The following is a 26056-nucleotide window of genomic DNA, read 5'->3' as shown; positions in this document are numbered from 1 at the left end:
GCTTGGTGCTTGGTTTACGCGATAGTCACTTGCTTATCCAGATAGACATCTTGAACCGCATTAATCAGCTCAATACCCTCTTTCATGGATTTTTTGAAAGCCTTACGGCCGAGGATTAACCCCATACCGCCTGCGCGTTTATTAATGACGGCGGTACGAACGGAGTCACTTAAATCATTATTACCGGATGCACCACCTGAGTTAATCATACCGGCGCGACCCATGTAGCAGTTAGCTATCTGATAACGGACCAGATCGATAGGATGATCGGTAGTTAAATCAGTGTAAACACGTTTATCGGTATGACCAAAGCCAATCGCCGTATAGCCGCCGTTATTTTCGGCCATTTTTTGTTTAACGATATCGGCACCGATAGTGGCTGCTAAATGGTTAGCCTGGCCTGTGAGGTCTGCACTGGCGTGATAATCTACCCCCTCTTTCTTGAAGGCAGAATTACGCAGGTAGGCCCACAATACTGTTACCATGCCCAATTCATGCGCCCGTTTAAAGGCGGCTGAAATTTCCTCAATTTGACGCCGTGATTCAATAGAGCCAAAGTAAATTGTTGCTCCAACGGCGACAGCACCCATCTCGAATGCTTGTTCAACACTAGCATATAAAGTTTGATCATATTGAGCGGGATAGCTCAGTGCTTCATTGTGGTTCAGTTTAACCAGAAATGGGATCTTATGAGCATAACGACGAGAAACCGCGGATAACACGCCATAAGTAGAGGCAACACAGTTACAGCCGGCTTCAATAGCCAGTTCAACGATATTTTTTGGATCGAAATAGAGTGGGTTTGCTGCAAAAGAAGCGGCAGCAGAATGTTCTACACCTTGATCCACCGGCAAAATAGACAAATAACCCGTACCTGCAAGGCGACCATGATTTAACAATGTTTGCATGGAGCGCAGAACTGTATTAGGTCGGTTATTGTCGATCATTACGCGGTCAACAAAATCGGCACCGGGCAGATAAAGATTTTCACTTAGAATGGTATTACAACGATGTTGCAATAAACTGTCCGCATCTTTGCCTAACAACTTAGCGATATCAGTCATGTTTTACTCCAGTTATGAAAAGATACTATCGATTGTCATTTATCCTTTTTAGGATAACAAGTTATATTGGGGGGGAAGTGGTAGTGGATCGCTTCAGGTCGGACTTTAAAGAGTATTTTATTATCTGGAAAGTGGCTATTTAGCGAAAAAGTGACATTACCATTCCTTTAAGGAGTATGGAGGCGAAAGCGTAAGATCTTTATGTGCTGGATTATATGTTCTCATCATTCTTATCGTTTGCTAACAAACAATTTTCTAGGATAAGATAAATAGGTGTATGAGATTTAATACTGATAAAGAATAAATTATTCACTGTATTTATAATATAGATATTAATTTGGCATTGATAAATTGAAATATCAATATAGTTAAATATAGTTAAATATAGTTAAATATGGTTAAACTGCTCGTCTTTATTGAACTTGTTAATATTTTATTGGCTTTTATTATTCAACAATTAAATGTTTTTATCATATATTTGAGATATGTTATTGTTTCTATGGAATTTTTTCATTGTTATTTTTTTGTTAATTTATACCTTATGGATTTCAAGATGGATCGCGACGGCAAGGGAGCGAATCCCCGGGAGCATAGATAACGATGTGACCGGGGTGAGCGAGTACAGCCAACAAAGAAACAACTTGAAAGATGACGGGTATATAGCATTACAATGTTGTTAGGTGGAATTGATAATAATACTGAGTGTTTTTAGAGTAAAAACTAATATGGATTTATCATTTTAATAAATAACTCATTGATTAATATTGAATTATTTTCCTGGTTCAATTAACCGGATAATAAAGTCAGTCTTTATATTTTCTCTTTTTATAGCTAAACTGATTATTTATTATATGGATTTTTCACAAAGACATAATGTGTTTTTCTATTATTTTTATGAATTTTAAAAAATTATTTTTCATATTTCTTTCTCTCTATTGATATGAATTTAATTGATTTTAATTATTCATATGAATGATTTTTTATTTTGTCAATTTATTGATAACCAAGTTGCGGTATTATATATGATAAATAACCATTTTTGACGTCAATGTTTTTTAATCTACATAATCCTGTAAGCAACAGTCAATATGGTTATTTATTCTTTCGTAAAAATGATAATAGTATAAAATAATAATTATACTAAATTTTTAGTTTTGCCTTGTATTCATCAATTAATTAATTGATTAGAAAATATATCAATATAATTTGATGTTATCACAGATGGAAAATTTCTCATGTTTTTATTGTTAATAGTGACATTTCGGTTTCTTCCATTTACCAAGAGTAATTTCTTATTACATTTCTTCTGTAGTAACTTGTTTGCAAACGATATTTTATAAAGTTATTGGATCTATTGATACAGGGTGAGAGCTTGATAGATGAAGGTTGAATGCTTATCGCGGTTACTTGCTAGTCTGATTTTTCCTGATGTTATTGTTAGATGGTATTTTTCATGCTTGCTCCGGTGTAAAAATGCGTTTTTATTGTTTTTAGGTTTAGCTTTTAGGTTTAGTTTTTTGGTTTACTGAGTGGCTCCTATTGTGGGATTAAATTTCATCTTTATGGAAGGGTAACATGTACTGCATTGTTGTTTATCAGCTCTGGGGTGGTTTGGCTATTTTTCCCTTGCTCATATTGTGGGTATATAAAACAGAATCCATTTTGGGTTGTTAAGTGGGTATAGTCAGGTAAATGTTGAACTAATAGTTTTAACAATAAGTAAATTGTAATTATCTGTTTTCATAATCTTCACCTGATTAATTCTATCAAATTGTATAATATTTGGTCTAAATATGATGGATTTCCTGAATGATTAAACAGTGGAAAATTTTAATTACATTTCTTTAGATAGTGTGATATTTCAATAAGTAGAAATATTTTCTTATTAATATGTAGGGTATCAGAAACACATGAATATAAATATTCATTGATTTAATAGTTAAATTTCTCTATGTAATTAATCATGTAAATGAATTCTGTAACTTGTTGATTTTATTTCCCAGAGCAAAAAAGAAAAGGCCAGCTCAAGGGAGATTGAGCCGGCCAAGGAGGTGGTTCCTAGTCTTACTGTAAAACTTTTTTAATTTTTTATTTTTCACCAACAATACTACGGTAAATAAAATAGTATTGATGTGATCTGTTTCTAAAAAAAGAAATATATCATCGTCAGGAGGGGATATTGATGATTATTTGTCTGAGTTTCGGTTCGTTTGAGGATATTGAGAATTAATACCATTTAGATTACGTATTAATAAGGCGTAATTAATATCAATTTGTTTAGGAATTGGTAAATAGACAATATACCCATCCCCAGGCGCAACTTCCATTGGTTGGCCTTTTTTATCCTGCATTGTTTCCAGTGTAAACTGGATATTGCCTGATGGTGTCATTAATTCGAGACGGTCTCCGATCATGAATTTATTCTTGACAGCCACTTCAGCCAATCCGTTGACTCGCTCACCCGTAAATTCACCAACAAATTGTTGGGTATCGGATATCGAGTAACCGTATTCATAAGTCTGATAGGCATCATGGGTATGACGGCGCAAAAATCCTTCGGTATAGCCGCGATGAGCAAGTCCTTCTAATGTTGTTAGCAGCGTTGGATCAAAAGGTTTCCCTGCAACGGCATCATCAATGGCTCGGCGGTAAACTTGTGCTGTGCGAGCGCAGTAATAGAAGGATTTTGTTCGTCCTTCGATTTTCAGAGAGTGAACGCCCATTTTAGTTAATCGCTCAACATGCTCAACTGCACGTAAGTCTTTGGAATTCATGATGTAAGTACCATGTTCATCTTCGAAAGCTGACATATATTCACCAGGGCGTTTTGCTTCTTCGAAGGTAAATACTTTATCTGTTGGTGTGCCTTTTCCCAATGTTGGCTCGATATTTTTTGTCGGTATCGGTTCATGCATATGCACAATATTACCGATATCATCTTCTTTGCCTTCTTGGACATGATATTCCCAACGGCAGGCATTAGTGCAGGTTCCCTGATTGGGATCGCGTTTATTAATATAGCCGGATAATAGGCAACGACCGGAATAGGCCATACACAATGCCCCATGTACGAAAATTTCCAGTTCCATATCGGGAACCTGCTGGCGAATCTCGTTAATTTCATCCAGAGAAAGTTCACGGGAAAGAATAACCCGCGTTAGTCCCATTTGTTGCCAGAATTTTACTGTCGCCCAGTTAACCGCGTTAGCTTGAACGGAAAGATGAATTTCCATTTCAGGAAAAGCTTCACGAACCATCATAATCAGCCCGGGATCAGACATAATGAGGGCATCAGGTCCCATATCAATGACAGGCTTTAGATCACGGATAAAAGTTTTCAATTTGGCATTGTGAGGAGCAATATTGACCACGACGTAAAAGCGTTTACCAAGCTCATGAGCCTCTTTAATGCCGAGTGCCAGATTTTCGTGATTAAATTCATTATTGCGAACACGCAGGCTGTAACGTGGTTGACCAGCATATACGGCATCTGCGCCATAGGCAAAAGCATAGCGCATATTTTTTAGCGAACCGGCAGGGGAAAGTAATTCTGGAGTAAACATGGTTAAAAAATTCTCGGTTTGAGTTGAGATGAGTTTTCACTATAAAAAGTAAGGATAAGGCCGGGGATTCTAACGCGTATTTTGTTGCGGATACAAATTTATTAGTATGAAACGTTCGGTTCTCTTGATCGATGGAGAGCGCCTTATCAATTGACGATGACTTTCAACTGATAAGGTGCGGTTTATCATGAAAAAATATTATTCTGACTTTGTTAGATCTCGAACATTGACGCTAGAGCCATGTTTAATCGCAGATTGAATGCCTTTTTTGACCGCGACTTCATTATCGTAAGACTCGCTGATGCCGATAACTTGATAGTTTCTCGCTTTCAGCACGAAATAGGACTTGCCAGATTTGTTTTCTCTGATTTCGAAGTTTTTTTCTGCCGGTGAATTTGCTTGGACAGAACGAATTCCTTTATTCGCTGCTGCCTTGGTCGTATACATTTCACTGGTAAGGATAACTTCACCGTTCGATGCTTTTAAATTGAAGTAATACTGCTTGTTTTTTGTTCTCTTAAGATCATAATGACCCACAGCCATAAGAAATTCCTCCAATTACAGGTAAGTATTTTTAATATAGCTGAATTTCTGACCGGTGAAAGGTTGAGAGAAATTTAATTCAGTTAAAGTGTGACAGTTATAACAAACGGCATATATCTGCTTCCCATCGGTAACCAAGTCCATAAATAGAACGAATGAATGTTTTACTGTTATCCAATTGTTCCAGTTTACGGCGTAAATTTTTAATGTGGCTATCAATGGTACGGTCTGTCACGATTCGGTGATCATCATATAGGTTATTCAATAACTTATCGCGGGAAAATACTTGCCCAGGGCGACTTGCCATCGTTTTTAATAACCGGAATTCAACCGGGGTCAAATCCAGTATTTTATCGCGGTAACGCGCCTGGAAACAGGCTTCATCAATGTGTAAATCGCTTTGTTTGACAATATCTTGTGGTCGGTAACAGCGACGAAGAATCGTTTTAACTCGCGCGACAATTTCACGTGGGCTGTAAGGTTTACAAATATAATCATCTGCCCCGATTTCCAATCCAAGTAAACGGTCAATTTCTTCCGTTTTGGCGGTGACCATAATAATCGGTACATCAGAGAAGCGGCGAATTTCCCGACAAATAGTGATGCCATCACAGCCTGGAAGCATCAAATCCAGCAAAATAATATCTGGATTATGTTGCTGTACATGGGAGACAGCTTCATCACCTCGCAGTAGCCACTGGGTTTCGTAATCAGCCGCCTGCAAGTAATCAACCAGCAATTGCCCAAGTTTTGGCTCATCTTCAACAATCAAAACAGTATAATGCTCAAATTCTGTACTCATAACGTTTCGCCGTCGAGGGATTCAGTGAGCGACAATTCTACGATAATTCTCAGGCCACCTAAAGGTGAGGGTTCGGCATGGATCGTACCGTTATGGGCTTCAACGATGTTATAGCAAATGGCTAAACCAAGTCCTGAGCCACCACTGGCGCGGTTTCGTGAGGATTCACTGCGGTAGAATCGTTCAAAAACCCGTTGGCATTGCTCTGGTGACAAACCGGGCTTGCTGTCCTCCCAATTCAGAATGAAGTGGTTATCGTCAGAACAACCTTTAATGATCAATTTTCCATTATCAGCGGTATAGCGAAGACTATTTTCCAGTAAATTATGAAATAGCTGAGTCAATCTGCTTGGGTCAGCAAACAACGTAATCATTTCAGGAAGTTTAACATCCACTTGGATTTGTTTATCAAGGAAACGGCCATGATAAGATGCGATAGCAACCTGAATTAACTCACTGATGTTGATAAATTCTTTCCGGTATGCCAGCGCCCCGCGATCGGATAGAGATAGTTGATGTAAATCATCAACCAGTTTGGTCAATGTGGTAATTTCAGCCAATAACGAATTGAGAGTTTCTGGCGTTGGTTTGTGAACACCATCCTGTAACGCTTCCAATTCACCACGCAATATGGAAAGGGGAGTGCGCAGTTCATGAGAAATATCGGCCATATAATCGCGACGCATCTGCTCGTTTTTTTCCAGGGTACTGGCGAGTTGGTTAAAATTGTGGGCAAGCTGACCAATTTCATCTTTACTTGATGGTGTGACTCGGACACTAAAATCACCGGCTGCCAGTTTATGTGTTCCTTCAACCAAACGTTTAACGGGTTTTAACATACCGCGGGATAATAATAGCGTGGCTATCATTGCCAGCAAGGTAGATAAACCGGCAATTATCCAGCTTGTCAGTTGTTGCTGGCGATCAAAACTGATATCAGCTTGACGGGTAATTTTATCTGATGTGCTAACAATGACCCAACCAACGACTTGATGATGATAGATAATCGGTTTGCGATAAGTCTCTGACGGGATTTTACCTTCATGACCGACCAGCAGTTTCATGTCACTGTCCACCACCCAAAATTGAGTTCGCCAACCGCGAGGTGGTGGACCTTGACGGCTTTCACTGGTTTGTTCAATGGAGCGGATGATTTGAAAAATTGCCCGGTCATTCCTCTTTAAGAATTTCCAGTTGCCATGTTGTTGATATTGTTCAGCCAGTGCTTCGGCTAACATGGCAGTACGTAGCTGGATATTTTGTTTTATATAACCAATAAAACCATGCTGGAAGCTGCTTCTTACGCCCCAGTGCATGGTGATGAGTACTAGCATGCAAGTGGCGAAAATGGCCATAAACAGTTTACCACTGATGCCGAGTTTCATGATGGCTCCATAATTTGCTTGGTAGTACGCCGTTGTTGCCACTTTTCCCTTACTGCCTATTCCAATAGGGCTATTTTATTTGCCATTTTGAACCTGGGCAGTGCTCAAAATCCTCACGTACTACGTGTACGTTCCGGTTTTTCCGCGCTGTCCGTGTTCAAACTGCCTGCAACAATTACGCCTATTGGGATAGGCTCTTAGTCGATCAAAACAGAGATAGACAACCGGTGTGGTATATAGTGTTAAAAGCTGGCTCATAACCAAACCACCCACAATGGTGATTCCTAAAGGTTGGCGTAATTCCGTACCGTCGCCACTACTCAAAACCAGTGGCAGGGAACCAAACAAGGCGGCCAGTGTGGTCATCAGAATCGGACGGAAACGTAATAGGCTGGCTTGGAATATCGCATCACGGGCGCAGATATTACCGTTACGTTGAGCTTCAATCGCAAAGTCCACCATAATAATGGCATTCTTTTTCACGATACCAATCAATAACATGATGCCGATTAATGCTATCAGGCTGAATGGTGTGTCAAACAGTTCTAATGCCAGCAGGGCACCAATACCGGCGGAAGGCAGGGTAGAGAGAATAGTCAATGGATGGATATAACTTTCATACAGTATCCCTAGCACCAGATAGACGGTAATAATGGCCGCCAGAATCAAGAATAATTGTGATTTCAGGGTTTCCTGAAAAATCTGGGCGGTGCCTGCAAAAGTGCCACGAACCGTTGAAGGTACCCTAAGTTCGGTTGTGGTTCTTTCAATCGCATTGATAGCATCAGAGAGGGTATAGCCTTCGGGTACATTGAAAGCAATGGTTGAAGCAGCAGAAAGCCCTTGATGATTGACACTTAGCGGCGCGTTAGCCGGTTGCCAGTGAGCAAAATAGGAGAGCGGAATGGCTTTTCCTTGATTATTAATCACAAACATTTTTTCCAGTGCGCTGACATCCTGTGTATATTCTGGTGCAACTTCCATCACCACCTTGTACTGATTAAGTGGTTGATAAATGGTGGATATTTGTCGCTGACCAAAAGCATTATTCAGCAAATTATTGGCTTCACTGACATTAATGCCCAGACGAGACATGGTATCGCGGTCATAGATTATTGCCATTTCAGCGCCTTTATCCTCCTTATCTGAATTCACGTCAGTCAGTTGCGGCAATTGCCCTAATGCTTTACGGATAACAGGCTCCCATTTGCGAAGATCATTCAGATCATCTGCCAGCAATGTGAATTGATAGCTGGCATTAGCCTGGCGACCGCCAGCCCTGATATCTTGTACCGGAATGAGAAATAGATTTGCTCCCGGTTCATTGGCAAGTTTAATTCTCAGGCGCGAGATAATCTGTTCAGCGTTTTCTGAACGCTCTTTCAATGGCTTTAGAGAGATAAACATAAAGCCATTATTTACCCGCCCACCACCGGTAAAACCGATAACGCTGTCTACCGTAGGATCTGCATTGATTGTCTGCATGAAGTTTTTCATTTTTTCACGCATAGACTGGAAAGAGATACTTTGATCTGCCCGAACAAACCCTAGTAACCGACCGGTATCCTGCTCTGGGAAGAAAGTTTTGGGGATATTGATATAGAGCCAAACATTTAGGGCAATGATGCCGGCCAAAATTAACAATACCCAACGGCTATGATTAAGAACCCACATCAGGGAGCGCCCGTAAACTTGCTGAATTTTCAGTAGAACTTTACCGAATCCTCGTATTTTCTTCTGTGCTTTGGGACGCTGAGATTTTAGTAAATGAGCGCACATCATTGGCGTTAGTGTTAGAGAAACCAATAATGAGATGCTGATTGATGTGGTTAGGGTAATGGCAAATTCACGGAACAGCCGACCAACCAATCCATCCATGAGCAGAAGCGGGATAAAGACGGCTACCAGTGAAATACTCATTGAGAGGACCGTAAAACCCACTTCCCGGACACCCTGTAGGGCCGCTTGCATGGGTTTTATGCCGGCTTCAAGGTGGCGGGAAATATTCTCCAGTACCACAATCGCATCATCTACCACAAATCCTGTGGCAACCGTCAGCGCCATTAAGGAAAGATTGTTCAAACTGAAACCGCACAGATACATAGCGGTAAAGGTGCCAATGAGTGAAACCGGTACAGCAATGGCAGGGATCAATGTTGCGCGACCAGAACGCAAGAACAGGAATACCACCAGAATGACCAGCCCGATAGCAATCACCAATGCTCGTTCTACTTCCACTATTGAAGCACGAATAGTGGGTGTGCGGTCTTGAGCAACTTTAAGTTGAATACTGGCAGGAATAGATTCATGTAATGCAGGTAATTGTTCACGGATACGGTTTACTGTGGCGATAATATTCGCGCCAGCCTCACGGCGAATGATCAACAAAATAGCCGGCTCACCGCCAGACATTCCGGCTGCTCTGACATTCTGAACAGAATCTTTTACATTTGCTACATCCTGCAATCGCACCGGTGAATTGTTGTTGTAGTGAACGATGATCGGGCGATAGTTTTCGGCTGTTTTTAACTCATCATTCATTTGAATTTGCCAGTGTTGCTGCTCGGAATCCACATATCCTTGTGGGCGGCGAACATTGGCATTGCTGATAGCTTTGCGTACCGCATCTAGCGAAACCCCCTGATGAAACAGGACGCCAGGATTCAATTCAACTCTGACTGCCGGTAATGAACTGCCGCCAACAGAGACTTCACTGACGCCTTCAACTTGGGCGATTTTCTGAGCCAGTTGAGTAGAGGCAAAATCATAAAGCTGCCCCTGATTATAGGTATCGGAAGTCAATGTGAGGATCATGATTGGGGCATCAGTCGGGTTGACTTTGTAATAATGCGGCCGGCTAGGCATACCTGAAGGCAACAGACTTTGAGCGGCATTCAGCGCTGCCTGTACATCCCGTGCTGCACTGTTAATATCACGATTGAGATCAAATTCGAGCGTGATATTGGTACTACCAAGGGAGCTACTGGAGGTCATTTCATTGACTCCGGCAATTCGGCCTAGGGCGTGCTCCAATGGCGTCGCGACAGATGAGGCCATTGTTTCCGGTGAAGCGCCCGGTAATGAGGCGTAAACCGAGATCACCGGAAAATCCACTTGTGGTAAAGGAGAAACCGGCAACAGGGTAAATCCCAATACCCCACATAGGGTTATGGCTAAACTCAATAGCGTGGTGGCAACAGGGCGTTGGATAAATAAGGCAAAAAATTTCACCGCGGCTCCTGATGATCAATAGATGGCGTGTTTGAAACTGAGAGCTGGCGATTGCGGCGATAGTGGGCCAGACGATCAAACAGCAAATAGATCACTGGCGTAGTAAACAGTGTCAGGATCTGGCTCATAATCAATCCACCTACCATACAGATACCCAAAGGACGACGTAATTCAGCACCGACACCGGTGCTGAGCATCAAGGGGAGTGCCCCAAGCAACGCCGCCATTGTGGTCATCAGAATCGGACGGAAGCGCAATAAGCACGCTTGATAAATGGCTTCGTAAGGCGATAGTCCCTGTTCACGCTCCGCTGCCAACGCAAAATCGATCATCATGATGGCGTTTTTCTTCACAATACCTATCAACAAGATAATGCCGATGATCGCAATGACATCCAGTTCATGACCTGCCATCATCAGCGCTAATAGTGCACCTACTCCTGCTGTTGGCAATGTGGAGAGAATGGTCACCGGATGGATGAAGCTTTCATACAGTATGCCTAGCACGATATACATGGCGATAATGGCAGCCGCGATTAGCCACAATGTATTACCCAGTGCGCTTTCAAATGCCAGTGTTGTTCCTTGGAATTGGGTGGAAATGTCTTTGGGCATGTTGATCAATTGCGCGGCATCACGAACAGCATTGACCGCCTGTTCGAGAGAAGCATCCTCGGCAACGTTGAAAGAAAATGTTGCTGAGGGAAATTGAGCTAGGTGATTGATTGCCAGTGGGCCAAATTTTTGTTCAATAGTTGCAATAGTTCTGAGAGGTACGACATGGCCATCAGTTCCGTTAAGGCGGATGTTATCAAATGCTGCCAGCCCCGGAGTCGATGTTACATCATGTTCCAAGATGATCCGATACTGATTAGCTTGCGTATAAATGGTTGAAATTAGCCGCTGGCCGAATGCGTTATAGAGTGCGTTATCTATAGCAGCCATTGAGATGCCCAATCGGCTGGCAATGTCTCGGTCTACTTTAACGTAGGCGATCAGCCCCTGATCTTGCCAGTCACTGCTGATATCAACTAGCTCTGCTCTCTGCTTTAGTTCAGCCAGCAATTTTGGCACCCAGATACTCAGTTCATCCAGAGAGGTTGCCTGCAAAGTGAATTGGTATTGGGTACGGGTAACCTGAGTGTCAATCGTCAAATCCTGCATCGGTTGCAGATAGAGCTTTATGCCGGGTATAGCGGCAACTTTTTCCTGCAAACGCGGAATAATGTCAACGATTCTGTCATCACGCTGATTGAGTGGTTTTAGTGTGATTTGCAGTCGCCCGTTATTCAATGTTGGGTTACTGCCATCAACGCCCACAAAAGTGGTGATATTTTCTACTGCCGGGTCTTGCAGCAATAAGGATGAAACCTGTTGTTGTTTATTCACCATTGCGGTGAAGGAAATGGATTGTGGCGCTTCCAGTGTTCCCTGAATCAGCCCATTATCCTGTGATGGAAAAAATCCTTTTGGAATCATCAGATAGAGCAGGGCAGTTAGCGCCAATGTACTTAGGGCGATGCCAAAGGTGATCCACGGGTGATTCAGTGCTCTTTTTAGCCATACAGCATAACCGGCAATCATTTGTTCAAAAAATCGTCCACTGGCTTGTTCAAAACGATTGTGTTTTATCTGTGATTCCGGTTTCAGGATTCGAGCGCACATCATGGGGGTTAATGTCAGTGAGACAACGGCTGAAATCAGAATTGCCACGGCCAGGGTAATTGCAAACTCACGAAACAGGCGGCCAACGATATCGCCCATAAAAAGCAGCGGGATCAGCACCGCAATCAAAGAGAAAGTCAGGGAGATAATGGTAAAACCGATTTCACCCGCGCCTTTCAATGCGGCTGTCATCGGTTTCTCGCCTTGTTCTATATAACGAGAGATATTTTCAATGACCACAATGGCATCGTCTACGACAAAACCGGTAGCAATGGTGAGCGCCATTAGCGTCAGATTATTGACGGAGAAACCGCAGAAATACATCACTGCGAATGTGCCGATCAGTGAAAGGGGAACGGCGATACTGGGGATAAGTGTTGCGATACCGTTACGTAAAAACAGATAAATCACCATAACAACCAGTGCAATTGCCAGTAATAGCTCAAACTGAACATCTTTCACTGAGGCGCGAATGGTTGTTGTGCGGTCAGTCAGGATTTTCATATCGACGGATTTTGGCAAGCTGCTGATGAGTTCCGGCAACATCTGGCGAATGTTATCTGTAGTTTCAATCACATTGGCACCTGGCTGGCGCTGAACATTAATCACAATCGCTTGTGTGTTATTGGACCATGCACCTAGTTTGGTATTTTCAGCGCCTTGTTCAATGGTTGCGACATCTTGTAACCGTACCGGTGAGCCATTTTTATAGGCGATGATCAAGTTGCGGTAATCATTTACTGACTTCATTTGATCGTTGGCCGAAAGCGTGACAGAGCGAGTCGGACCATCAAGGCTACCTTTGGCGGAATTAACGTTAGCATTGTTGATAGCGGTGCGGATGGTTTCGCTATCCAATCCCTGTGCAGCGACCGCTTGGGCATTTAGCTTCACTCTGACGGCTGGTCGCTGGCCGCCGGCGAGTGTCACCAATCCTACACCGTTGACCTGTGAAATTTTCTGCGCAATACGGGTTTCCACCATATCTTGAATCTGTGTCATTGGCATTGCATCGGAGGTGACTGCTAGCATTAGAATCGGTGGATCAGCGGGATTAACTTTGCTGTAGATAGGGGGATAAGGCAGGTCATTCGGCAATAAATTACTGGCTGCATTGATAGCCGCCTGCACTTCCTGCTCGGCGACATCTAACGGCAAAGTTAGCTGGAATTGTAATGTGATAACAGAAGCCCCGCCGGAACTTTGAGAGGCCATCTGTTTAAGGCCAGACATCTGTCCGAGTTGGCGCTCAAGTGGTGCGGTGACTGCCGAAGTCATCACATCGGGGCTTGCACCGGGGTAGAGTGTGACAACCTGAATGGTGGGATAGTCCACTTCCGGTAATGCAGACACGGGCAACATGCGATAGCCGATAATACCTGCTAGCAGGATTGCTGCCATAAACAGAGTGGTGGCAACAGGTCGTAAGATGAACAGGCGTGATGGTCCGCCACCTGGGATTGGGGAGCCTGCCTGCATCAGGAATTCTCCGTTTGATCGTGTTTTTGTGGTTGAGGCTTATTTACCATCGGTGTGACAATATCCACTTTAGCGCCATCTGTCAGGCGATCGATACCATCAGTGACCACTTTATCACCTGCTGCTAAGCCGGCACTGATAACAACACGTTTTGTATCCTGCAATTTGACCGTGACCAGATGTTTGCTGACTTTATTCTCTTTACCTAACATCCAGACAAAATTCCCTTCATTACCCATTTGCAGGGCAGCATTTGGGATCACCACTGCATTTTCCAGTGTATCGACTTTAATACGGACATTAACAAACTGATTTGGGAATAAGATGCTTTCTTGATTGGAAAAACGGGCTTTTAGCTTAATTGTGCCGGTAGTGGCATCAATTTGATTATCAATGCTCAACAGCTTGCCTGCGGCAAGTTGTTGCTGATTATTGCGATCCCAGGCACTAACAACGACGTCATGATTCGTTTTCTGAGCTTGTAAAACAGCATTGATATCGTTTTCAGGGAGTGAAAACAGCACATCTACCGGATCGGTTTGGGTAATAACCACGATAGAGGAGCTGTTACCACTGGAAATAAAATTTCCTACATCGATCTGTTTCAAGCCCACTTTACCGGAAATGGGAGCTGTAATACGGCTGTAAGTGAGTTGAAGTTTTGCACTATCAATTGCGGCTTGATCAACTTTCAGACTGGCTTCGTGTTGGCGGACAAGTGCACGTTGATTATCCATTTCTTGTTGGGAAATCAGGTGAGTGTTTGCCAATTTCTGGTAGCGATTGAGATCCTGACGAGCATTCGCCAATATTGCTTCATCTTTAGCAAGCTGGCCTTTGGCTTGCGCTAGTTGAACCTGAAAAGGGCGTGGATCAATTTCTGCCAGTAAATCCCCTTGTTTAATTTGTTGGCCTTCTTGAAAGTGCAAAGCGATAAGCTGACCTTCAACCCGGCTGGTTACCGTGGCGGTATTGGCGGCTTGAATGGTGCCAAGCCCGGCCAGAAAGCGAGGGACTGCCTGCTCTTTTGCTGTGGCAACCTGTACAGGGGGTAAAGGGGAATGTCTTAAACCAGAGGATTGATCCGATGGGCTCGATTGTTGAGGGGTTTTAAGTTGGTACCAGAAAAATATAGCGGCAGCAATGGCAATAGCGGCCAGTGCTGCACGGAAAAGGAGGGTACGGTGTTTATTATTTTGATTCATTTCTTCGACATTCTCTCAAACGCAAGGCTAAGATGTTGCTTGATTATGTCCGACTGAAATATCGGTTTAATCTCATGCTATTAGTTTAGACAGTGAGGATAGGCTAAAAAATGGAGAAAATGTGGAAAATATGTCAAGGAAGCGCTTTTTAAGGCAAATTAAGGCGTTTTTTGTCAGTTTTTTCGAGTCGGCTCCAGAAATTATGCAAATGAGGCTGCTTCTGTTACCTTCGTTTTCTTTACGGTTGTGAGATTATATCGCTTAATTTTCAAGAGAATTTAAACGGGTGATAAAATGCAAAAAAATATAGTCCATAGTGTATAGAACATATTCCTGCGAATTGTTTATTGATGGTAAATTGTGAAATAGATCACATATTGGTTATCTATCTCTGCGCACATTGTTTCTTAATTCTGGAAAAAGGTCATGTGACTTTTTTTTGGCGGAATTTATAGATTAATGTAAGGAATATGATAAAGGGAAATAGGCTATGAGACATTTCATTATTGATACAGATACGGCTTCCGATGATGCAGTTGCATTATTTATGGCGCTCCGTGAACCCTCAGTTTTTATTGAAGGTATTACTATTGTTGCTGGTAATTGTGCTGTTGCGCAGTGCAGGAAAAATGCATTAGTTAGTATTGAAAAAGCAGGGACATATATTCCTCCGGTATATGAAGGGATGAGTAAACCATTATTTAGAGAGCATTATGCTTCATATCATATTCATGGAAAAGATGGTATGGGTAATATGAATTTACCAGAGTCTTCGTTAATAGTAGAAGATAAACATGCAGTAGATGCCATTATTGATATCGTGAAAAAATTTCCTGGTGAGATAGAGATAATCACTTTGGGACCATTGACAAATATAGCAATGGCTGTCTTAAAAGAGCCAAATTTATATAAATCTGTCAAAGTGATATATATTATGGGTGGCTCTGGGTTGAAGTCAGGTAATATTACGCCATTGGCTGAATTCAATCTCTATTCTGATGCTGAAGCAGCACATATAGTATTGAATTCTGGATTACCTCTTATATTTTGTGGATGGGAGTTAGGTATGGAGGAGGCTTTTATTAATGAATTCGATATGGATAAATTAAATTCTTTAGGTGATCTTGGTCAGTTTGCAGTGAGCTGTAATAGAACATTGATTGAATTCAATGCGGGAAGAACGAATAGAAAAGGATTTGATCTGCCTGATCCTATAACAATGGCTATTGCTTTATATCCGAATGAAATGATAGAGGATAAATTAGCGGTGTATGGTTATGTTGAATATCAAAGCGCACGTTCATATGGGCATTTAGTGATTGATTCAACCGATCTTCTCAATCATCCCCATAATATGAGTGTGGTGACTAAAATCAAGGGTGAGGTATTTAAGAATAAACTATTTACATTATTATCGTAATTTTAGTCATATAGGAGAATAAAAGATGAATTTTAATCCTGATTTACTGAGAAAGGTAGAATTACATACACATCTTGATTGTGGGTTGAGTTATCATTTCGTTAAAAAATTCATTCCTGATATTACCCGTAAGTCATTTTGTGAAAAATATATTGCCGCTGAAAAATGTCATGATTTAGGTGATTTTTTAAATAAGATCATTCCTTCACTGGATTTACTACAAAAAAGGGACGTAATCGCTGATGCTGTAGAAGATCTTTTCATACAATTAAAAAGCGATAATGTAGTTTATGCTGAAATTAGATTTGCACCTTTACTTCATCTTCGCTTAGGATTAAATGAACGCGATATTGTAGAAATTGTTTTGGAAGCAATGAAAAATTATTCAATCAAATATGGTATAGCAGCAGGTTTAATATTATGTACATTGCGGAATTTTTCAGAAGATCAAAGTTTGAGAACCGCATATCTTGTCAATGAATATTCTAATTACGGCGTTGTTGCTCTCGATCTTGCTGCCGATGAGGCAAGATATCCACTTAGTGCACATTTGAATGCGTTTAGAATGGTGTTGGAAAATGGTGGAAATATTATTGCGCATGCAGGAGAAGCGAAAGGGGCTGAAAGTGTGCGCGAGACTATTAATAAATTAAATATTTCTCGTATAGGTCATGGTGTTAGAAGTATTGAAGATCGAGATGTTATTGAACTCCTTATAGAGAGAAATATACATTTAGAAGTATGCCCGACGTGTAATATTATTTGTGATATTTATGATATTTATGATATTTATGATATCTATGAAAATCATCCAGTTAATTTTTTAAAAGAGGTTGGTGTAAATATTGGGATTAATACGGATGCCCGGACAGTTGCAAATATCACCTTATGTGAAGAATATCTGAGGATTAATCGATATTTTGGTTGGCAATATAGTGATTTTATTGAAACAAATTTGAATGCATTACATGCTTCATTTTCCAGTAATGAACTGAAAAGTCGATTGGAAAAGGAAATAATGAGATTATCGTAGTGAAAAATTGCATTTTATTCATCTTTATGTATAATCGTAAAAAATTTATATTAAATCTGTAATCTGTAATCTGTAATCTGTAATCTGTAATCTGTAATCTGTAATCTGTAATCTGTAATCTGTAATCTGTAATCTGTAATCTGTAATCTGTAATCTGTAATCTGTAATCTGTAATCTGTAATCTGTAATCTGTAATCTGTAATCTGTAATCTGTAATCTGTAATCTGTAATCTGTAATCTGTAATCTGTAATCTGTAATCTGTAATCTGTAATCTGTAATCTGTAATCTGTAATCTGTAATCTGTAAAAAGAGAATAAATTGAAAGATTATATTGATAAATATCATCTTGATAGTATTTTTCCAGCAGAATTTATGCCAAAGTTAGATGTGGTTGAAATTAAGAAAAATACCTATCTTACACATCAGTCATCAATTTTTACTCATCTCTATATTTTAGTTGAGGGTAAACTAAAGGTTGAGTTTTATAATGTTAATGGAAAATTTTCTGTTTTTGCCTTTGCTACGCCTCTTTTTCTTATTGGAGATTTAGAACTTTTTCATGCCCAAGGCGATAACATAATTAATACTGTCTTTGCTCAGGAGCGATCAGTTCTGCTATCAATTCCGTTAGAAACGGTAAGAATATTTGGATTAACAGATGTTGGATTTCTTCAATTTGTTTGTAAGCAACTCAGTAATAAGCTTTTTGAGTCTTCTTTGTTTCGAACGGGGATATTTTTAACTGTTGAGGATAAGCTAAAGCGATTTCTTTACTATCATTCGAAAAGAAATGGAACTGTGTTGGTATTAGAGAAAAGGGAAGATTTAGCATCTGTTTTAGGTGTTTCAGTCAGGCAATTAAATAGAGCTATTAAGAGTTTGAATGAAAAAGGAATAATTGTATCGAAGAATAAGAGAGTTGACATTATTGATTATGATTTCTTAAAAAAGGATATTGAGTTTCAATTTGACGCTAAGTGATGAAAATAAAAAATCCTATTTTTATCGCTAAATAGCTGCATTGTTAACAGAATATACCCTATGGATTTCGAGATGCTTCGCGGCGGCAAAGGAGCGAATCCCCGGGCGCATAGAGAACTATGTGACCGGGGTGAGAGAGTGCAGCCAACAAAGAGGCAACTTGAAAGATGACGGGTATAATGGTTAAATTACGATATGAAATTAAAGTAACCCGATTCTGAAAAATCTTTGCCAGATTCTTTAAAACGTTCTTTCGGTAGTGGATAACCCAAAGAGAGATACTTTTCAGCGAAATATAATGAACTTTGATGGGTTAATCCGATAGAATTAAGGCTGTCAACCATGTTTCTCGGTAGATTGCATTTAATATCTTTAACGTAATCAATGATAGTATTTTTTACACCACTGCCATCTGGCATTCTTATTTTTGGTCTGTCAATGATATATTCGGGTATTTTTCCTCTGAATGCTTCGCGTAAAATATATTTTTCTATCCCATTATTGAGTTTGTAAGAAAAATCCAAGCTTAAAACATAAGGCACTAGTGCTGAATCCATAAAGGGAACTCTTGCTTCAACAGTATTTCTCATGCTTGCCCGATCAACTCTTTGTAAATCAGTCCTATGAAGATTATTTAATCGATATAGGGAGAGGTGATGGGGATCGGGGTATGTTTTAAATAGATCGTAACCAGCAAAAATTTCATCACTACCTTCTCCACATAAAGCAATTTTAAAGCCAAGACGGTTAGCAATATAATAGCCAAAGTGAGCAATAGTTGAATCAATCGCATCGATTTGTTCGAAAAATTCACCATAATAGATAGCATCTTGGATATTATTGATTAATTCTTCCTGAGTAAATGTATATATAATATGCTTTATATTATTCTCAGTACAATATCGTTGGGCAATTTCAATGTCTTTTGAACCCGGTAATCCAAATGAAATCGCCGTAATATCGTGGTGATATTTTTTTGCAAGATAAAGCACGATAGTACTGTCTATGCCGCCGCTAAACATAATTGACACTGGCAGGTCTGTGTCAACCCGCTTTCTGACGGCATTATCTAACAGTGAATAGATTTTTTCTTTTGCCTGTTCGACGTTATCGCTGCTTGCTGGGATAGTTGTGTCGTAGCTAATATATTTCTCACTAGTCAATCCGTCGAAAATTGAACCGGGTTCAACAGGTTTAATTTCTGAGTTAAATTCGATTAATGATTTTATTTCTGAGGCTACATACCAGTTACCCTCTTTTTGGGTGTAATAGAGCGGTTTTATACCGACGTGATCTCTGCCTAATAAGAATTTATTATTCTTATTATCAAATAGAATAAAACTAAACATGCCATCTAATTTTTTAATAAATGACTTGCCATAGCAAATGTAGGCAATTAGGGCAACTTCTGCATCGCCCCCATTTTTAAATTGATAACCTTGTTTAATTAATTCATTTCGAAGAGACTTGTAATTATAAATTTGACCATTCAGAACAAGATGAAGATCATGTTCCTGATTTGATATGGGTTGATAGGCTGAATCGCGTTCGACAATAGCAAGTCTGTTGGTTGCAATTGAAAAGTTATTTCTGACAACCTTCTCATTAAATCGAGATGGATCGCCACGATGTGCTATTTTTGACATTATAGTCTGTAGCTTATTTTCAATATCATCAATAAGCCTATTTTCTGTATTAAAAACACCACCAATTCCACACATAGGTAATTCCTTTGGTTAAGAGCTATCAATGATATTTAAACGTCTTCTAGTATAGGGGCAGAATATTTTAATTCGTTCACATTGGCACCTAATGTAGATATTTCGGCAAAATATTCTGGATAGGTTTGACCAACATGATATGGCTCACTGATAATCAGGGGCTCATCACAATGTAAACCTATTGTTGTAAGTGCCATGATTAATCCATGATCGTAATGACCATCAACAATAACACCGCCTTTATATCCATATGGATTGCCATAAATAATTAATTGGTCTAGTCTCTCTTCTGATCTAATTCCTATTTTGTCTAATTCCCGCCGAAAATCAGAAATTCTGTCTGATTCTTTATAGCGGATATGTTCAATGTTATAGAAAACGCTTTTACCGTTGGCAAACGCAGCTAATGCAGCCAGTGCAGGCACCGCATCTGGTGCCAGTGAACCATCGAAATCTTGCGCTTTTAGGGTGCCGCCAGATCGAATATTGAGACAATCATCCCTGATGAAGCTGATTTTCGTTCCACTGTTAATTAAATAGTTCACCACCGCGCCATTACCTAATTCTTCCTCAAAGAAACCGTTTAGGGTGACATCAGAATTCAGTGAGGCGCAAAGTGCAAGGATTGCCGCCGTGCTGGCTGGATCAGCGCCGACGCTAAATTCTGATGGAATAAATCGACTCTTTCCTGTCGTAAAGAAATTGCGGAATTTATCATCATATTCGATATTAATGCCCGCTTTGCGTAAATTATTAATTGTCGTGTGAACCATTGATGGTGCGGTAATTGTATCGATGACTTTTATTTGCAGATCTCGTTCGCTAATGGCACCTAAGTAAAGTAGCCCACTTAGGAATTGAGAGCTCTTTCTGCATGAAATTTCAGTGTAATTACCGATGTTTTTATCTGATTTCATGCTTATCGGTAAAAGTGAATCAGGCCCAACTGCGGTGCACTGAATATTGAGTGATTTTAGTGCATTGACCATTTCCAATTGTGATCGTGTACCCAGGGAGTAACTGTATTCTGTAATAAATTCAGTATCCGGTAAATAACCGGCTACTCCCATTAATAGCCGTAATACAACGCCAGAATTACCTGGGTTAAAGATGATTTTTTTATCAATTTGTCTGATATCTATGCCTTCTACGATTGTCCCTGTAATATCACTATTAAATGATGCCCCTAAACGGGAACAGTTTAATTTCATTGCTGTTGTATTGTTCCCTGATGCCATGTTATTTATTTTACTTGTACCTTCCGTTAATGATGCAGTCAGAATGGCGCGAGTTGAAGAACTTTTGGAGGCAGGTAAAGTTATTGAGCCATTTAATGATTTGGTTTTGTTTATTTCGATAAATGGCGGATGATTATTACCATAATAATTCATATTTTTTTCTCGCTTTTATACTGTTAGCTAACTTATTCTAGCGCCGAGAGAGTTTAAGGATTGGATAAATCCAGGAAAACCATCATCTAATTTATGTATATGATTAACTGTTGTTCGTTCTTTTGCCCCTAGTGATGCAATAATATTGGATGCGCAAATCCGATGATCATAGTAACTGAATATTTCGATGCCTCCATTTAATGGTCCGTTACTGTTGATCCTTATTTTGTTGAAAGCCCCAGTATCATTAAAAATTAAATAACTTTTTCCGCCCATCATGCGTATATTTTCGTTGATAATAAATGCGCGTTGACATTTATGATTATTTATAGCATTAAGACCGGAAAATGTGATATCGCCATTGCCATTAATCGCTGCCGCGATAATGTTAGTGGCAACGGAAGGAAGTTCATGTAAATAGATTTCATCGGTAATGGTGTTATGCTCCTTTTCCAGGCTGATATTAAGTTCATTCTTAATTGGGTTATAGTTTAAATTCATACCAAATTTTTTATATATGTCAAATAATACTCTTTCGTTAATGGTATTACCAAAATAATAACTTCTGATAGTGATTTTGCTTGGTCGATTAATACTTAATATTGACGAAGCAATATAGCTTAGTGATGTGAAATCAGAAGGGATGTTAATAGTAATATCCCTTGGTTGATATTCAGTTGAAATAAATGTGCTACCTGTTCGAGAGATTTTACTCCCCAATAATGCCATCATGGTAATTGTTATATCGACATATCCATTCTTAGTTTCACCGTTGTTGTTAATGATAATACTTTTCCCTTTCATAAATGGTGAAACAAGAAGAGAGAATGATAGGAATTGAGTACTCTTATTGAAGTTTAATGGTGATTGTGATGGATATATTCTTCTGGAAATAATGACAATATTTTCTTTTCGCTTTTCTGCAAATACATTCAGGTATGAAAAAAATGATTCATCATACAGACTTTCTCTGTTAAACAGTGAATCATTGCATTTTATATAAACTTCCTTTTCTGTTAGTGATGCTAAAGCGACACTGATTCTAAATAACATGCCAGAACCGTTAGCATTAATGATCCCATTACAATGATATATTGGATGTGCCCCTTTCAATATGATGTGGTTTTCACTTCTATCCAGAATTTGCAGACCAAATTGTTGTAAAGCAATAAGGAGATCTTCGGTTTCAGTACACCACGATATATTATTTACGGTTGTTGTTTCTTGATTCAATAGTGCTAATAGTAGCGCTCTTTGGATATGAGGCTTAGATGATGGTATGACTATTTCCCCGTTAAGAGTGGAACCGGGGAGCACGCTAATTTTATTCATGCCAAGCCTCCAGGTAGATCAATTACCATTGGTATTATTCTTTAATTTAACTATTTACTATCGATAGCAATAGTTGTAATTTCAACGTAATGTTCTGGCTTTACCATTGATTTAACGGCAATAGTCGTATTGACCGGGCGTATATCGCCAAATTTCTCATTAAAGGCTCGACAATAATCATCAAAATGTTGGAAATCTGTTAAATGTGTTACTGTGCTGACAACATCAGTCAGTTCTGCATCAAGCTCTTTTAAATATTTCTCAATTTTTTCTATGATAAATAGAGTTTGCTCGTAAGCATTTTCCCCCATAACATTTCCATCACCATCCGAAGCGACACATCCTGCAATAAAGATCTGATTACCAACTCTTTTCCCTCTTGAGTATCCCATTTTATTTTCCCACGGAGAGGGGCTAAATACTGTTTTTTTAATTTCATGAGATGGCATAAATACTCCTATAAATGAAAATATATATACCTGTTATCTTTCAAGTTGCCTCTTTGTTGGCTGCACTCACTCACCCCGGTCACATAGTTCTCTATGCTCCCGGGGATTGGTTCCCTTGCCGTCGCGATGCATCTCGAAATCCATAGGGTATAAGAAGATTTTGGAACAATAAATTAATTTAAACAGTTTATTCCGTTAACTAAAAAATATCCGTAAATCAATGTAGTATTAATAAAAGTATATAAAGCCTGATATGTCAAATAAAATTGATTATTAAAATAGAATAATTGGTTGTTTTTTTATTTTAAAAATGAATAAATATTTTTTCTTGGCGGAAAAATTATTTTTATGAAAAAATTCCTGTGATTATTTAATTGGTTATGTATTAAAGCGCTGAGTCTGGTTGTATTCTGACGGTTTTTTTATTTGAAAGTCATCTTAGTTGGAACTATACATGATGATTAGGTTGTCTTAATTTTAATGAAATTTTTTATTATTAAGTAAAGTTAGATAATTTCAGGAATGAAGAAAGCATCATAAATTAATAAATATCAACTAACGATGGGGTAGATATGAGTGTTTTTATTTTTATTGAAGCAAGACCGGTTGAATGCTCGGCAATTGATTATATTAGAGATTTGGGGTTTTCTCCCGTGTTATTGACTTCAATGGAATCAATGAATAAAGGATTATATGATGATTTAAGAAAGGAATTATTTGATAATATTTATTATGTTGATACGAGAAATAGTACCGATATTATTAATTTAATTAAAGATACCCGTATTCCTGTTGCTGCAATCCTAGGTTGCTATGATGATTTTATGATTGTGGCGTCTGAAGTAGCATTAGAATTCGGTTTACCTCACCCGGATATAAATGGTTTGAGGAATGCATTTAGTAAGAAGAATGTCAGGGATATTCTGGCACAACATGGTTATGAGCAACCTGCTTACGCGGTTTTTTCTTATAATAATATTCCAGAAAATCCTAAGGTTCCTTTTCCGTTTGTGATTAAGCCACTTCGTGATGCGGGGGCTTATGGGGTATCACTTTGTAAATCTCAAGATGATTACCACCATGTGCTTTCAGAAATTTCATCTCATGGCACAATGTCAATGCTCGGTAAAGTCAATGAAGAGTTCTTGATAGAAGAGTTCTTGCAGGGAAATTTTTATGGGGCAGAATTAATTTATAGTCATGATGAATGGCATTTAATTGGTATCAATAGAATTTTCGTTTCTCCTGACGATGACCTGTGTATGATCGGTTTATCTCATCCTGCTGAACTGCCTGAGTTTGAGTTTGCAATGGCTTGTAAGCTTGTTAAGGAGTGGCTAGCTGCTTTGGGATTACGGGGTGGTGCAATAAATGTAGAATTTATTTATACCTCTCGTGGGCCAATATTAGTTGAAATCAATTTGCGCATAGCAGGTGCCAGAGCGGCTCAACAGATATTCATGACCTCTGGGATTAATATGGTCAAATACTTGGTCGATTTTGTTTGTGGTATCGAAAGTTCTATATCACCAGCGTCGGAAATAGTTTATCCATTTGTCGCTGATGCATTTGTTTTTTATCGTGGTGAGGGGGTTGTCAATGATATCAGAATAGATGCTGATATCCCTTATTTCATCTCCGCAGGGTTTAAGAAAACGCCTTTTGCTATTTCATTAAAAAGTAAAAGTTCATCGAAAAATAAAAACTTTGGTTCTATTGTCGGTTATGTTCTGGCTTATGGTGATAGCTGTGAGGAAGCGATGGAAAATGCGACACGTATTGCTAATAGCGTTCAGTTAATAACGAATTAATGAGAGATTATCACTATGGCGATTCTGATGGGGTTGATTTCAGCATTATGTTGGGGAAGTACGGATTTTTTGGCAGGGCAAGTCGCAAGAAAAGTCGGCGTTGCTAAATCTTTATTCTATAGTCAGCTATTTGGTTTTTTTGTTTTATCGTTGTTGCTGTTTTTTTATTTTGAGATGTCGTTTGTTAATGCAAGCTTTTTTCAATTGACCCTCTGTGTTGTTGCTTCGGTTTGTAATTTAATGGCAATGGTGTTTCTGCTTAAAGCATTATCAATCGGTAAAGCTTCGATTGTCGCGCCGATTGTTTCGCTTTATGGTGCGGTTACCACGATTTTGTCACTGATAAATGGGAAACCAATGACCGTTTTGGTTTTGTTTAGTCTATTTATTTGTGTTATTGGTGCCTGTCTAACCAGTATGCCGAAATCAAAAGATGGACAACGAGAATCATCTGGTTCAATTTTCTTTGCACTTTTGTCTTCACTGATGTTTGGGTTAGGTTTCTGGCTGCAAGGGGAATTTGCTGTTAGAGATCTGGGGGTTATCAATGCATTATGGGTTTACTATTTAACCGCTGTGGTGGTTTTATTTCTCACGCTATTAAAAAAAGGAAATTTATCATTACCGCCGATTTCAATTATTGCTCTGGTTTTTTCAATTAGTTTCTTTAGTCTGATTGGGTTTGCTTCATTAGCTTACGGTTCTGCTACGGGACATGTTGCCGTTGTTACCGTTCTGAGTTCATTGGCAAGTGGCGTCACCGCGTTATTAGGTTTTTTTATTCGTGGAGAGCGGTTGAGCCGCATTCAGTGGATGGGTATTGTGATAATTATAGCCGGTGTCATTCTTTTGAAATTATGACATTTATACCCGTCATCTTTCAAGTTGCTTCTTTGTTGGCTGCACTCACTCACCCCGGTCACATAGTTATCTATGCTCCCGGGGATTCGCTCCCTTGCCGCCGCGATGCATCTTGAAATC

The 26056-nt window shown here is 39.5% G+C and carries 17 protein-coding genes; 5 read left to right on the top strand and 12 right to left on the bottom strand.

Going from position 1 to position 26056, the window contains the following annotated elements; translation table 11 throughout:
- Positions 1 to 14: 14 nt before the first annotated feature.
- The 8 genes from fbaB to PluTT01m_RS14285 form a co-directional block, all read right to left on the bottom strand.
- On the bottom strand, positions 15 to 1064 hold the full coding sequence (gene fbaB / locus PluTT01m_RS14320; protein WP_011147001.1) for a class I fructose-bisphosphate aldolase: 1050 nt from the start codon (positions 1062 to 1064) through the stop codon (positions 15 to 17).
- Positions 1065 to 3250: 2186 nt separating this feature from the next.
- On the bottom strand, positions 3251 to 4627 hold the full coding sequence (trhP, locus tag PluTT01m_RS14315; RefSeq protein ID WP_011147000.1) for a prephenate-dependent tRNA uridine(34) hydroxylase TrhP: 1377 nt from the start codon (positions 4625 to 4627) through the stop codon (positions 3251 to 3253).
- A 198-nt stretch (positions 4628 to 4825) separates the two neighbouring features.
- Complete coding sequence (locus PluTT01m_RS14310; protein WP_011146999.1) at positions 4826 to 5170, bottom strand: YegP family protein; 345 nt, start codon at positions 5168 to 5170, stop codon at positions 4826 to 4828.
- 97 nt (positions 5171 to 5267) lie between these two features.
- The gene (gene baeR, locus PluTT01m_RS14305) at positions 5268 to 5972 is read right to left on the bottom strand and encodes an envelope stress response regulator BaeR (RefSeq protein WP_011146998.1); all 705 of its coding nucleotides are present in this window, start codon (positions 5970 to 5972) and stop codon (positions 5268 to 5270) included.
- A complete protein-coding gene (gene baeS, locus PluTT01m_RS14300) occupies positions 5969 to 7357 on the bottom strand; it encodes an envelope stress sensor histidine kinase BaeS (protein WP_011146997.1) in 1389 nt (462 codons plus the stop codon). The genes baeR and baeS overlap by 4 nt, the downstream gene beginning before the upstream one ends.
- Before the next feature lie 120 nt (positions 7358 to 7477).
- Positions 7478 to 10588: a multidrug efflux RND transporter permease subunit MdtC gene (gene mdtC / locus PluTT01m_RS14295; RefSeq protein WP_011146996.1), complete on the bottom strand. Its 3111-nt coding sequence runs from the start codon at positions 10586 to 10588 to the stop codon at positions 7478 to 7480.
- Positions 10585 to 13731 (bottom strand): MdtB/MuxB family multidrug efflux RND transporter permease subunit, encoded by a 3147-nt coding sequence (locus PluTT01m_RS14290; RefSeq protein ID WP_011146995.1) that lies wholly within the window; start codon positions 13729 to 13731, stop codon positions 10585 to 10587. Before PluTT01m_RS14290 ends, mdtC begins: the two co-directional genes overlap by 4 nt.
- Positions 13731 to 14936: an MdtA/MuxA family multidrug efflux RND transporter periplasmic adaptor subunit gene (locus PluTT01m_RS14285; protein ID WP_011146994.1), complete on the bottom strand. Its 1206-nt coding sequence runs from the start codon at positions 14934 to 14936 to the stop codon at positions 13731 to 13733. The genes PluTT01m_RS14290 and PluTT01m_RS14285 overlap by 1 nt, the downstream gene beginning before the upstream one ends.
- A 490-nt stretch (positions 14937 to 15426) precedes the next feature.
- Here PluTT01m_RS14285 and PluTT01m_RS14280 point away from each other — a divergent pair, with 490 nt between their 5' ends.
- The 3 genes from PluTT01m_RS14280 to PluTT01m_RS14265 all read left to right on the top strand — a co-directional run bounded on the left by PluTT01m_RS14280 (position 15427) and on the right by PluTT01m_RS14265 (position 18371).
- The gene (locus tag PluTT01m_RS14280; protein ID WP_011146993.1) at positions 15427 to 16356 is read left to right on the top strand and encodes a nucleoside hydrolase; all 930 of its coding nucleotides are present in this window, start codon (positions 15427 to 15429) and stop codon (positions 16354 to 16356) included.
- A 25-nt stretch (positions 16357 to 16381) separates the two neighbouring features.
- Positions 16382 to 17389, top strand: a complete 1008-nt coding sequence (gene add / locus PluTT01m_RS14275) for an adenosine deaminase (RefSeq protein ID WP_011146992.1) — start codon at positions 16382 to 16384, stop codon at positions 17387 to 17389.
- A 319-nt stretch (positions 17390 to 17708) separates the two neighbouring features.
- On the top strand, positions 17709 to 18371 hold the full coding sequence (locus PluTT01m_RS14265) for a Crp/Fnr family transcriptional regulator (RefSeq protein WP_011146991.1): 663 nt from the start codon (positions 17709 to 17711) through the stop codon (positions 18369 to 18371).
- A 188-nt stretch (positions 18372 to 18559) separates the two neighbouring features.
- Here the strand turns inward: PluTT01m_RS14265 and asnB are convergent, their stop codons facing one another.
- From asnB to PluTT01m_RS14245, 4 genes are read right to left on the bottom strand one after another with little or no spacing between them, the layout of a single operon-like run.
- Positions 18560 to 20092, bottom strand: coding sequence for an asparagine synthase (glutamine-hydrolyzing) (gene asnB, locus PluTT01m_RS14260; protein WP_011146990.1), 1533 nt, complete (start codon positions 20090 to 20092; stop codon positions 18560 to 18562).
- A gap of 35 nt (positions 20093 to 20127) precedes the next feature.
- Complete coding sequence (aroA, locus tag PluTT01m_RS14255; protein ID WP_011146989.1) at positions 20128 to 21483, bottom strand: 3-phosphoshikimate 1-carboxyvinyltransferase; 1356 nt, start codon at positions 21481 to 21483, stop codon at positions 20128 to 20130.
- 27 nt (positions 21484 to 21510) lie between these two features.
- Positions 21511 to 22815, bottom strand: a complete 1305-nt coding sequence (locus PluTT01m_RS14250) for a carboxyvinyltransferase (protein WP_011146988.1) — start codon at positions 22813 to 22815, stop codon at positions 21511 to 21513.
- A 50-nt stretch (positions 22816 to 22865) separates the two neighbouring features.
- On the bottom strand, positions 22866 to 23264 hold the full coding sequence (locus tag PluTT01m_RS14245) for a RidA family protein (RefSeq protein ID WP_011146987.1): 399 nt from the start codon (positions 23262 to 23264) through the stop codon (positions 22866 to 22868).
- A gap of 572 nt (positions 23265 to 23836) precedes the next feature.
- Here PluTT01m_RS14245 and PluTT01m_RS14240 point away from each other — a divergent pair.
- Positions 23837 to 25075 (top strand): ATP-grasp domain-containing protein, encoded by a 1239-nt coding sequence (locus tag PluTT01m_RS14240; protein ID WP_011146986.1) that lies wholly within the window; start codon positions 23837 to 23839, stop codon positions 25073 to 25075.
- Between the two features lie 27 nt (positions 25076 to 25102).
- Positions 25103 to 25936, top strand: a complete 834-nt coding sequence (locus PluTT01m_RS14235; protein ID WP_244213446.1) for a DMT family transporter — start codon at positions 25103 to 25105, stop codon at positions 25934 to 25936.
- Positions 25937 to 26056: the final 120 nt, after the last annotated feature.

Origin of the sequence: Photorhabdus laumondii subsp. laumondii (assembly GCF_003343245.1) — a bacterium.
Taxonomy (GTDB): Bacteria; Pseudomonadota; Gammaproteobacteria; order Enterobacterales; family Enterobacteriaceae; genus Photorhabdus; species Photorhabdus laumondii.
The sequence above is the reverse complement of the archived record's forward strand: the minus strand, read 5'-3'. Positions and strand labels throughout refer to the sequence as shown.

Coding starts and splice junctions, on each gene's coding strand:
- PluTT01m_RS14235 (WP_244213446.1), top strand. CDS start 25,103: ATGGGGTTGATTTCAGCATTATGTTGGGGAAGTACGGATTTTTTGGCA.
- PluTT01m_RS14250 (WP_011146988.1), bottom strand. CDS start 22,815: ATGAATAAAATTAGCGTGCTCCCCGGTTCCACTCTTAACGGGGAAATA.
- PluTT01m_RS14240 (WP_011146986.1), top strand. CDS start 23,837: ATGAGTGTTTTTATTTTTATTGAAGCAAGACCGGTTGAATGCTCGGCA.
- PluTT01m_RS14290 (WP_011146995.1), bottom strand. CDS start 13,731: ATGCAGGCAGGCTCCCCAATCCCAGGTGGCGGACCATCACGCCTGTTC.
- add (WP_011146992.1), top strand. CDS start 16,382: ATGAATTTTAATCCTGATTTACTGAGAAAGGTAGAATTACATACACAT.
- PluTT01m_RS14245 (WP_011146987.1), bottom strand. CDS start 23,264: ATGCCATCTCATGAAATTAAAAAAACAGTATTTAGCCCCTCTCCGTGG.
- baeR (WP_011146998.1), bottom strand. CDS start 5,972: ATGAGTACAGAATTTGAGCATTATACTGTTTTGATTGTTGAAGATGAG.
- PluTT01m_RS14280 (WP_011146993.1), top strand. CDS start 15,427: ATGAGACATTTCATTATTGATACAGATACGGCTTCCGATGATGCAGTT.
- fbaB (WP_011147001.1), bottom strand. CDS start 1,064: ATGACTGATATCGCTAAGTTGTTAGGCAAAGATGCGGACAGTTTATTG.
- PluTT01m_RS14310 (WP_011146999.1), bottom strand. CDS start 5,170: ATGGCTGTGGGTCATTATGATCTTAAGAGAACAAAAAACAAGCAGTAT.
- PluTT01m_RS14285 (WP_011146994.1), bottom strand. CDS start 14,936: ATGAATCAAAATAATAAACACCGTACCCTCCTTTTCCGTGCAGCACTG.
- trhP (WP_011147000.1), bottom strand. CDS start 4,627: ATGTTTACTCCAGAATTACTTTCCCCTGCCGGTTCGCTAAAAAATATG.
- aroA (WP_011146989.1), bottom strand. CDS start 21,483: ATGAATTATTATGGTAATAATCATCCGCCATTTATCGAAATAAACAAA.
- asnB (WP_011146990.1), bottom strand. CDS start 20,092: ATGTGTGGAATTGGTGGTGTTTTTAATACAGAAAATAGGCTTATTGAT.
- baeS (WP_011146997.1), bottom strand. CDS start 7,357: ATGAAACTCGGCATCAGTGGTAAACTGTTTATGGCCATTTTCGCCACT.